The organism is Synechococcus sp. R8-2, from assembly GCF_047461715.1.
Taxonomy (GTDB): Bacteria; Cyanobacteriota; Cyanobacteriia; order Thermostichales; family Thermostichaceae; genus Thermostichus.
On the sequence record NZ_JANSHQ010000552.1, the window covers coordinates 1 to 8,496 of the forward strand.

Genomic DNA, 8,496 nt, shown 5'->3' on the forward strand with positions numbered 1-8,496 from the left:
AACAAAATCCGGGAAACTTTCACCCCCCTTGTCCAGACCCTCAAAGCCCAGAACAAAGCCCTGCGCATCGGGGTAAATCATGGATCCCTGGCAGAGCGGATGCTCTTCACCTACGGGGATACGCCTGAGGGCATGGTGGAGTCGGCCCTGGAATTTGCCCAAATTTGCGCCGAGCAAGACTTTCACAATGTGGTGCTTTCCTTCAAGGCTTCCCGCCCGCAGGTCATGTTGGCGGCCTACCGTCTAGCAGCCCGTCGCTTCGATGCCCTGGGCCTAAACTATCCCTTCCACTTGGGCGTCACCGAGGCGGGCGATGGAGAATATGGGCGCATCAAGTCGGCGGTGGGGATCGGAACCCTCTTGGCTGAAGGGATCGGCGACACGATTCGGGTTTCTCTCACGGAAGCGCCAGAGAAGGAGATCCCGGTGGCCTACGGCATTTTGCAAGCTCTGAACCTGCGCAAAACCATGGTGGAGTATGTGGCCTGCCCTTCCTGTGGCCGCACCCTCTTCAATTTGGAGGAGGTGCTGCAGAAGGTGCGCGCCGCAACCCAGCACCTGGTGGGGCTGGACATTGCCGTCATGGGCTGCATTGTCAATGGGCCGGGAGAGATGGCCGACGCCGACTACGGCTACGTGGGCAAGACGCCGGGGGTGATCTCTCTCTACCGCGGCAAAGAGGAAGTGAAAAGGGTGCCGGAATCGGAAGGCGTGCAGGCGCTGATCGATCTGATCAAAGCCGATGGGCGCTGGGTGGATCCCCCTTCTTCCCATTAACTCTGCTTCCCCCTCAAGAGGCGACCTGCCCAGCCATCCTGCCGCGCTCTTGCTTCGCTCAGAAACTGGCTAGTGGCGTTTGCCACGCAGGGCTTTGGCGCGGTTGTTCACCTGCCTTACAAACAGAGGCAGCAGGTGCGCCTGGATATATTCAAACGCTGCTTGCAGACCTTCTTTTTCGTAAACCAGGCCGATTTCCGCCTCAACCTGCGTGGGATCCCTGAGGGCCGACAAAAATTGATTGGAGGTCAGCCACGTGAAGAGTTCTGCGCGATTCAAGTCACAACTGGGCGGGGAAGGCACTTGCCAGTCTTGAGGTGGCCCAAGCAGCCACTGCCGGGCAAACAAGCTCAACACCGCATCCCCCAGCCAAGCCTTGTCGCGACGGGATCCCTCGTCCAATTGGGCCACCTGCTGTCTGATGGCCTGGCTGGTCGAGGAGCAATGGGATCCTGTCGGCATGGAAGTGGCAAGTGTGCAAGGACTGGCAGCAGACAAGCCCGGCGGCGAAGCGCCCCTGCCTCATTTTAATTAAGATAGGGTCTGGCCCGTTGCAGATGGAGTGTGGCATTGTGAGGATCCTTGGAGCATGTTGTTGGAGCTAACCCCAGAAGAATGCGAATCGGTGATTCCGGTGGTGCCAACGCGCCTTCAGTATGCCGCTTACTGGAGCGATGCCCTCAAGAGCACGGGCCGCATCATCACGGCCATTTTGGTGGGCGTGGCGTTGCTGGTTCTTTCCCGCGCTTTCGGCGAGGGATCCTTTCTGGGGGCAATCGCCTTCCTGGTCGGGATTCTCTCGTTGCTCTATCCCTTCCTGTGGGGGCCGCTCTATACCATCTCCCGCCGTCAGCTAGCCTTTCGCGAGATTCCCTATGGGGGATTGTTTTTTGGGCAGGTGCTGCGCACTCGCCGCTACGAGGTGGTGGTGGAAGAGCGAGAAAAGCTGGATGAAGATGGCAACTTCTACATTGAAGAGGTGCGGGAGCGCCAGTTTGAGATGGAAATCGGCGATGAGACCGGAGTCGTCTATCGTGTGCGGGCCAAGGACGATCCCCGCTACAGGCGAATTGTCAAAAAGCAATCGGTGCTCGGGTTGGTGAAAGCCTATTCCCGCGATTTGCAGCGCCGGCCCACCTTGAGCGAGGTCTATGTGGTCAAGCTGGGGGAGTGGGTGGGAGATGTCTCCTATCTGGATCGGGAGGCTTTTTTGGATATGGCAGATGAGCTGTTGGAGCTACAGGCCCAAGGACAAGCTTGATCCCCTGGATCCCTGGTGTTCTCTGGGATGGAGGGGAAGGGATCCCTGCCTTTTTATTCTGAAACCTAAACGGCTGCCTATCCGGGAGCGCCGCTTTTAACGCTGGGTTAGCCGCATTATTGTACTGGCCAGGGGTAGGGTTGGGTAGTTTACTGTGGACTGGCGGGAGCTTTAAACTGAGGGCTGTAAGCCAAAAACAACTGCCATGGGCGATCCTCTCACCCCCCAAGTCAGCGAGCGCATCTGCAAGCACATGAACGAAGATCATGCCGATGCGATAGCCCTTTACGCCAGGGTCTTTGGCCAGGTGGAAGGAGTTACCCAAGCCCGCATGCAGGCCATTGACCCGGAAGGGATGGACTTGCGGGTGCAGGTCGACGGGGCCGTACAAACGCTGCGGATCCGCTTCGACCACCCCCTGCGGGACTCCGAGGACGCCCATCAAACCTTAATTGCCATGGTGAAGCAGGCTCGCGCTCAAGTTAAACAGGCTACAAAGTGATGAGAGATACAGTTGAGGCTTAGCTGGCCTGCTGTAGGAGCAGATCCAACTGGCCGCGAGCCTCTAGCGCGTAAAGATCGTCGCAGCCGCCGATATGCTGGTCGTTGATGAAAATTTGCGGCACCGAACGGCGGCCGTTGGCCCGCTTGGCCATTTCCGCCCGTGCTGCCTCGTCTCCATCGATGGCGTACTCGATATACTTCACGCCTTTGCGATCCAGCAGTTGCTTAGCCCGGATGCAAAAGGGACAAAAACGCCAGGTGTAAATCTCAACAGTCATAAGAAAACAACAAACGCTTTTACATAGCTTAACATTTTCACGGAGCCGGGATCCCTTTCCTTGCAAACCTGGGGTTTTCTGCCTCCCATGGTCTAGTTGGCTTCCTTCCAATTGTGGCCAATTTGGATATCCACCACCAGCGGTATGGAGAGGGGCACTGCTCCTTCCATTTCCCTTTGGATCAGCGGTTTTAGGGCCTGCCATTCCGAGGGATCCACCTCAAACACCAGCTCATCATGCACTTGCAGGAGCAAGCGGGAACGAAAGTTCTGCAGCTTTTGCCGCAGGCGCACCATTGCTACTTTGATAATGTCCGAGGCGGATCCCTGAATGGGAGCATTCACAGCTGCTCGCAATTCCGCTTGTTTGCGATGGCCTGTCAGACGAGACAAATTGGGAAAATAGCGACGGCGACCCAAGATCGTTTCTACATAGCCATGTTTTTCCACAAAGGCTTCGGTGGAACGCAGGTAGGCGAAAATACCGGCGTAGCGCTCGTTAAATCGCTGTAAAAATTGCTTGGCTTCCGACAAAGAAACCCCCGCAGTGCGGGCAAAGCGCTGCGCTCCCATGCCATAGATCACCCCATAGTTGATCGTTTTGGCCAGGCGACGTTCTTCGCTGGTTATTTCTTGTTTTTCCAGGAGCAGGCGGGCGGTTAGGGTGTGCACATCTTCCCCTGAGCGAAAACCTTCCACCAGGGCAGGTTCTTGGCTGAGATGGGCCAAAATGCGCAGCTCAATTTGAGAGTAATCTGCTGCCGCCAATAGCCATCCCTCTTGGGGAATAAAAGCTTGTCGAATCCGGCGACTGAACTCGGTGCGAATGGGAATATTTTGCAAGTTGGGGTTTGAGGAGCTGAGCCTGCCGGTGGCAGTAACGGTTTGGTTAAAGTCGGTGTGGACTCTGCCGGTATCGCTTCTTACCAGGGCAGGCAGAGCGTCCACATAGGTCGATTTCAGCTTGGCCAAGGTGCGGTATTGCACGATGGTTTCGATGAGAGGATGATCCCCCTCTAGCTTTTCTAAAACTGAGGCATCAGTGGAATAGCCAGTAGCCGTTTTGCGGGTTTTGCGAATGTCCAATTTCAGCTTTTCAAAGAGCAGGGATCCCAGTTGTTTGGGAGAATTGAGGTTAAAGGTTTCTCCAGCCTGGGCATAGGCTTTCTGCTCCAAACTTTGCAGCTCTTGTTCCAGCTCTTGGGAAAATTGCCTCAGAAACTCGGTATCAACGCGAATGCCGATCCACTCCATTTCTTCCAGAACTTGGGCCAAGGGCAGCTCGACTTGAATAAAAAGATCCCACAGGCGTGGATCGGTTTTCTGCAGCTTTTCGGTGAGGATTGGCACCAGACGATAGGCACAATAGGCGTCGGTTCCACAGTATTCTGCAACTTTGGAAATCGGGATATCGGCAATGGACTGTTCCTTGCCCAGCAACTTTTTGTAGCTGGTGGTTGGCAAACCCAAATGGGTAGCTGCCAAATCGGCCAAGTTGTGGCTGGCTTCTGGATCCAAAACGTAGCTGGCCAACATGGGATCAAACTGGATCCCTTGCAGGCGGATCCCGTGGGCGCGGAAAATGCTCAGGTCGTACTTACAGTTTTGTAGGCTTTTGGGTCGGTTGGGATCTTCCCAAAGGGGTTGCAGGCTTTGTTTAACCAGCTCCCAATCCAGGTTGGATCCCTGGCGGTGGCCGATGGGCAAGTAGGCGATATCTCCCTCTGACCAACAACAGCCGATCCCCACCAATTGGGCATCCCGTGGATCTAGACTGGTGGTTTCAGTATCCCAAGCTACAATCCCTGGGCAGGCCAGCAGCTCTTGCCGCAAAAGCTCCAGTTGCTCCGGCGTATCGATGATGCGCACCGCCGGCAGAGAAGGGACGGGATCGAGGGCAAAATCAAACCACAGGGCTTCGTCAGGAGCGTTTGCGGGATCCCCGGTGGGATTAAAAGCGCCAACCACCTCTGCCTCGGTTGGGATCCCCCCCAAAGCCGTTTGTATTTTGCGCACTTGGGCGATGAAGCTGTGAAACTCCAATTTTTCCAGCAGCGGCAGCAATTCTGCTTGATCAAACCCGGTTAATTTCATGCTCTCCCAGTCGGGAGAAAGAGGAACGTCGCATTTGATCCGAGCCATAAATTGCGAGTGATGGGCCGCCGGGATCCCTTCTTTGAGGTATTGCTGGACTTTTCCTTGGATCTCGTCCAGGTGGTCGAAAATTTCATCCAAACTGCCGTAGCGCTCCAGCAGCTCCACAGCTCGCTTGGGGCCGATCCCTTTCACCCCGGGAATGTTGTCGGAAGGGTCGCCACAGAGGGCCTTATAATCCACCACCTGCCAAGGCCAGATGCCCAATTTTTCTTTCACTTGTTCGGGGCCAAACTCGCTGATGCGATCTTTGCTGTTGAGGTGCAAAACCCGAACTCTTCCATCGGTATCGATCAACTGGAACAGATCTTGATCGCCACTTAAGATCTGCACCCGGTAATCTTGGGGGGCTAGCCTACTGAGGGTGCCCAAAATGTCATCGGCTTCAAAACCAGGCACCACCAAAATCGGGATGCGTAGTGCCGTCAACACCTGCTTCAGGTTCTCCACATCTTCGATAAACTCCGGTGGCGTTTCCGGGCGGCCTGATTTGTAGGTTTCGTCGGCCTCGTGGCGAAAAGTGGGCTGCCGTGTATCAAAGGCAACGGCTACATGGGTAGGGGTGTATTTGTCCAAGACTTCTAACAGCGATTTCAAAAAGCCAAAGCTGACGCTGGTGGGGATCCCAGTGGAAGTGCGCAACCCCCCCTCGCGGCTGTAGGCAAAGGCGTAGAAGGAGCGATAGGCCAGAGAGTGACCATCCACCAGCAGCAGTGTTGGAGTTTGCCAAGCCATCAGCTGATACCTTGAGGGTGAATCTAGCCTATCGGATCTGGGCTATGGGCAGAAGGGATCCCACATCCATCATCGGCCTCAAGAACTCAGCAAGAGCGCCCGGCGGTCAACAGGACGGGATTCCAATTCCAACTTCTGTGACCCGGCTACGGCAAGATCCAAAAAGCCATCGATAGGCCCGCCACCCCTGTCTGTTTTGTTAGCTACAATGCTCATGCCCATTTTTTCAATTTATTGGCTCAATCGGCAATACCTAAATTTGTTACCCAGTTGATCACCCAAAGCATTGCCCTCTGGTTCTGGACAAAATACAGCCCACCACAATGCTCTTCTCTTCTCAGCAAATCCTGCCCCCATCTCTCTACCCACCCCTGCATTGGGGCCTCAAGACCCTCTTTCCCGACGGCCTGTGGGAGTTGCCGGCAGATCCCCATACCCAGCGGGTGGCTCTGACCTTTGACGATGGCCCTCACCCCGAGTACACCCCTGCTTTGTTGCAGGTTTTGATGGATTTTCAGGTGCCGGCCACGTTTTTTGTGTTGGGAGAACGGGTGCAGCGCTGGCCCCACCTGGCCCGTCAGATCCGCCAACAAGGCCACCGCATTGGCCTTCACGGCTGGCAGCATCGCCCTTTTACCGAGCTTGCCCCTGGAGAGCTTTATCAGAGCCTGAAGCGCAGCCAAACCACCCTCGTGGCTGCCTGTGGCGGGATCCCTGACGATTATCGGGCTGTGCGCCCGCCCAATGGCTTGTTTTGGCCGCAGACGCTTGCGGATTTGCGCCGTTGGGGCTTTTGTCCGGTGATGTGGAGCGTGGTGCCTGAGGATTGGCTGATCCCACCGGTATCGGTGGTAGTGGAGCGGGTGCTGGCCCAGGTGCGGCCTGGCTCCTTAATTGTGCTGCACGATGGGGTACAAGGAGGAGCCCAAGTGGTTGAGGTAACGCGGCAGTTGATCCCAACTTTGCAGGAGCGGGGATTTGAATTTGTCCACTTGCCGGATCCCTGAGATCTTTCCAGTTGGGGAGAAATTAAATACAGTAGAGGCACGCGTAGGCAGGAGGGTCAAGCCATGGGCGCACGCAAGATCATCTACGGCATTTTTGGGCAACGGGCCGGCAGCGTCATCGTCGGAACTTGGAACTGGCTGTGGGGGATCCCGGTGGAGAAAGGCGGCACAGGAGCGGTGATGGTGGCGGAAGAATCCCTACGCACCATGCAGGAGACGGTTCAGCGTCTCACGGAAGCCGTTGCCACCCAAGTGGCTGCCTATCAGCGGGCTGAACAAAAGTACATGCAAAAGGTGCGGGAGTACCAGGCCCTGGAGAACAAGGCTCGCCTGGCCGCCCAACGAGGCGATCAAGAGGCTGCCCGCCTGGCTATGTCCCAAGCGCTGCAAATTGAGGCCATTCTCGGCCCCCTCAAGGAGAATGTGGAAACTGCCGAGCGCTACGTCAATGCCGCCAAGCAAAAGCTGGCCCGCGAGAAAGAACGACTGGCCGCTTACAAGAGCGAGCTGAGCAACCTCAAAGACATCAACGAGGTGAACCAAGCTCTGGAGCAGATGACCCGCGTCAACAACTCCTACAACATCGACTCGGCCAAGTCGCAATTTGAGGCGGCAAAGAATGCTATCCAGGCTCGCCAGCTCAAATCCCGAGCCATGAGCGAGCTCTCGGAAGATCGCAGCGAGCAGATTGCTGCCCAATTGGATCAAATGGCCATGGACGATGAAATCTCCCGCCGCTTGGCAATGCTCACCGGCCAAGGAGGTGCCCAGGCCAACCTGCCGCTACCGGATCTGGATTTCGAGAAGCGGCTCCCCCAATAGCGGCAGTTGCTTCCAAGCTTGGGGATCCCTCGCTTTTCAACCCACGTCGGCAACCCCGCTGCTAAGTTGCAGGGGGAGTTTTCCGTTGGGAATTGACGGTCAACGGGCTAGAGGGAGTGCGCTCGTACTAGGATGATAAAGGAACAATAGGCAACCCATCTGAGGAGAGGATCCCAGCAATGTCAGCAGCACGAGGCGCGCATTCTGCCCGATCAGGCCTGTGGCCCACTTACGCAACCAGCCCGTGGCTGTCTAGAGCGCTGTTGCTGCTCTGTGTCTGCCTCAGCTTGGTGGTCGGTGCCTGTTCCGCAGGCTCTAACCTACGGGCCTACAGGGATCCCAGCGGAGCCTTTGCTTTTGCTTACCCCAATGGCATGGTGGCGGTCAATCTTGGGCCTGGGAAAGGGCCGGTGGTACTCCTGCGCGACCTGGTGTACGAGACCGAGAACGTCAGCTTGATGATCGCCCCGTTTGACAAGGGGGAGACGATTGCCGATTTGGGCAGCCCGGATGAGGTGGGGCAGTTGGTGGCGGAGAAGATCATTGCTCCTGAGGGATCCGGTCGCTCGGCCAAGCTGTTGGCTGCCGAAGCCTTTGAGCGGCAGGGGCACCCCTATTACCTGCTGGAATACCAAACCGATATGGGATCCCAGCTTCGTCATGAGGTGGTGACGGTAACCGTTCGGCACCATCGCCTCTACACGCTGACAGCCTCTACCCAAGAATCCCGCTGGCCTCAGGTGCAGGCTGCTTTTAGGAACGTGGGCCGCTCTCTGAATGTTTCCTAAAGCTTTTCCTGAGAGGATTTTCTCAAGGGATTGAACCGGGTTGACGGACTTGGGTAGGTTAAGGTTGAGCCCTTTAGGGCTGAGTTATGGCCATTTTAGGTTGGGGGCGAGACGCCTGGGCTACTGAGAAAAGCCTTGTGGTTCTGGGGATTATTGCTCCGCAACGCTGAC

9 protein-coding genes are annotated in these 8,496 nt (G+C 56.3%); 6 read left to right on the forward strand and 3 right to left on the reverse strand.

Annotated features, from left to right (window positions below):
- Window positions 1-777: (E)-4-hydroxy-3-methylbut-2-enyl-diphosphate synthase (gene ispG / locus NW819_RS12315; RefSeq protein ID WP_414413919.1), on the forward strand; the 777-nt coding region annotated here is incomplete at its 5' end.
- Window positions 778-846: 69 nt separating this feature from the next.
- On the opposite strand, the gene NW819_RS12320 is transcribed toward ispG, so the two are convergent.
- Window positions 847-1,275, reverse strand: a complete 429-nt coding sequence (locus tag NW819_RS12320; protein ID WP_414413920.1) for a hypothetical protein — start codon at window positions 1,273-1,275, stop codon at window positions 847-849.
- A 91-nt stretch (window positions 1,276-1,366) separates the two neighbouring features.
- On the opposite strand from NW819_RS12320, the gene NW819_RS12325 reads away from it, so the two are divergent.
- Window positions 1,367-2,038: a hypothetical protein gene (locus NW819_RS12325; RefSeq protein WP_414355425.1), complete on the forward strand. Its 672-nt coding sequence runs from the start codon at window positions 1,367-1,369 to the stop codon at window positions 2,036-2,038.
- Window positions 2,039-2,243: 205 nt separating this feature from the next.
- On the forward strand, window positions 2,244-2,540 hold the full coding sequence (locus tag NW819_RS12330; protein ID WP_011431796.1) for a DUF2470 domain-containing protein: 297 nt from the start codon (window positions 2,244-2,246) through the stop codon (window positions 2,538-2,540).
- A 19-nt stretch (window positions 2,541-2,559) separates the two neighbouring features.
- On the opposite strand, the gene grxC is transcribed toward NW819_RS12330, so the two are convergent.
- Together grxC and polA are read right to left on the reverse strand one after the other, a co-directional pair.
- Window positions 2,560-2,820, reverse strand: a complete 261-nt coding sequence (gene grxC, locus NW819_RS12335; protein ID WP_011431797.1) for a glutaredoxin 3 — start codon at window positions 2,818-2,820, stop codon at window positions 2,560-2,562.
- A gap of 92 nt (window positions 2,821-2,912) precedes the next feature.
- Entirely contained in the window at window positions 2,913-5,708 is a 2,796-nt protein-coding gene (polA, locus tag NW819_RS12340) for a DNA polymerase I (protein WP_414413921.1), read from the reverse strand.
- Between the two features lie 323 nt (window positions 5,709-6,031).
- On the opposite strand from polA, the gene NW819_RS12345 reads away from it, so the two are divergent.
- The 3 genes from NW819_RS12345 (at window position 6,032) to psbP (ending at window position 8,325) form a co-directional block, all read left to right on the forward strand.
- Complete coding sequence (locus NW819_RS12345) at window positions 6,032-6,715, forward strand: polysaccharide deacetylase family protein (RefSeq protein WP_414400769.1); 684 nt, start codon at window positions 6,032-6,034, stop codon at window positions 6,713-6,715.
- A gap of 63 nt (window positions 6,716-6,778) precedes the next feature.
- The gene (locus tag NW819_RS12350; RefSeq protein ID WP_414413922.1) at window positions 6,779-7,537 is read left to right on the forward strand and encodes a PspA/IM30 family protein; all 759 of its coding nucleotides are present in this window, start codon (window positions 6,779-6,781) and stop codon (window positions 7,535-7,537) included.
- Between the two features lie 263 nt (window positions 7,538-7,800).
- Entirely contained in the window at window positions 7,801-8,325 is a 525-nt protein-coding gene (gene psbP / locus NW819_RS12355; RefSeq protein ID WP_414413923.1) for a photosystem II reaction center PsbP, read from the forward strand.
- Window positions 8,326-8,496 lie beyond the last annotated feature (171 nt).

Excerpts from the sequence above, each read along its gene's own strand:
- NW819_RS12325 (WP_414355425.1), top strand. The coding sequence starts at position 1,367 with ATGTTGTTGGAGCTAACCCCAGAAGAATGCGAATCGGTGATTCCGGTG.
- NW819_RS12330 (WP_011431796.1), top strand. The coding sequence starts at position 2,244 with ATGGGCGATCCTCTCACCCCCCAAGTCAGCGAGCGCATCTGCAAGCAC.
- grxC (WP_011431797.1), bottom strand. The coding sequence starts at position 2,820 with ATGACTGTTGAGATTTACACCTGGCGTTTTTGTCCCTTTTGCATCCGG.
- polA (WP_414413921.1), bottom strand. The coding sequence starts at position 5,708 with ATGGCTTGGCAAACTCCAACACTGCTGCTGGTGGATGGTCACTCTCTG.
- NW819_RS12345 (WP_414400769.1), top strand. The coding sequence starts at position 6,032 with ATGCTCTTCTCTTCTCAGCAAATCCTGCCCCCATCTCTCTACCCACCC.
- NW819_RS12350 (WP_414413922.1), top strand. The coding sequence starts at position 6,779 with ATGGGCGCACGCAAGATCATCTACGGCATTTTTGGGCAACGGGCCGGC.